1 protein-coding gene is annotated in these 496 nt (G+C 39.3%); it reads right to left on the reverse strand.

The annotated features are described in order from the left end of the window. Window positions 1-496 (reverse strand): IS30 family transposase (locus AB4135_RS22150; protein WP_371995567.1); only part of this gene is annotated, 496 nt, incomplete at both ends.

Here is a 496-nt window from a genome sequence, read left to right on the forward strand (position 1 = left end):
GCTCTCAAGCTCTTTGAAGGCACTAAACTCCTTACCGTTATCAAGTGTCAACGTAAGTCTTTTTTCCTTGGGTAGGGTTTGAAAGGCTTCTATTGAAACACGATTAAATGAAGCAGCTCTCTTATCATCAATTTTCTTTGCTATCAGGTATCGAGTCTTTCGCTCTAGGTGTGTCACGAAGTAGCCAGAGCTTTTTTTTCCTTCAACTAAATCCCCTTCCCAGTCACCAATTCTACTGCGTTTATCTACAATTTGGGGTCTATCATGAATACTGATTCTACCTTTTATTTGCCCTCGTAAGTCACCATATTTCTTCTGCTTTCTTCTATTTTTATGTCTTTTTGCTAAGTAACTATATAGGTCACCAGAGTTCTTAAAGTCTTTAATGACCCACTGGTAAATTGCCTCATGACTTATATGAAAAAGAGGATCGTCAGGGTGATCTAACTTCAATCGACCAGAGATAACCTCAGGCGACCAACCCTGCTTTAAAAGC

This window comes from Shewanella sp. 10N.286.54.B9, assembly GCF_041468565.1.
In the GTDB taxonomy this organism is placed as follows: domain Bacteria; phylum Pseudomonadota; class Gammaproteobacteria; order Enterobacterales; family Shewanellaceae; genus Shewanella.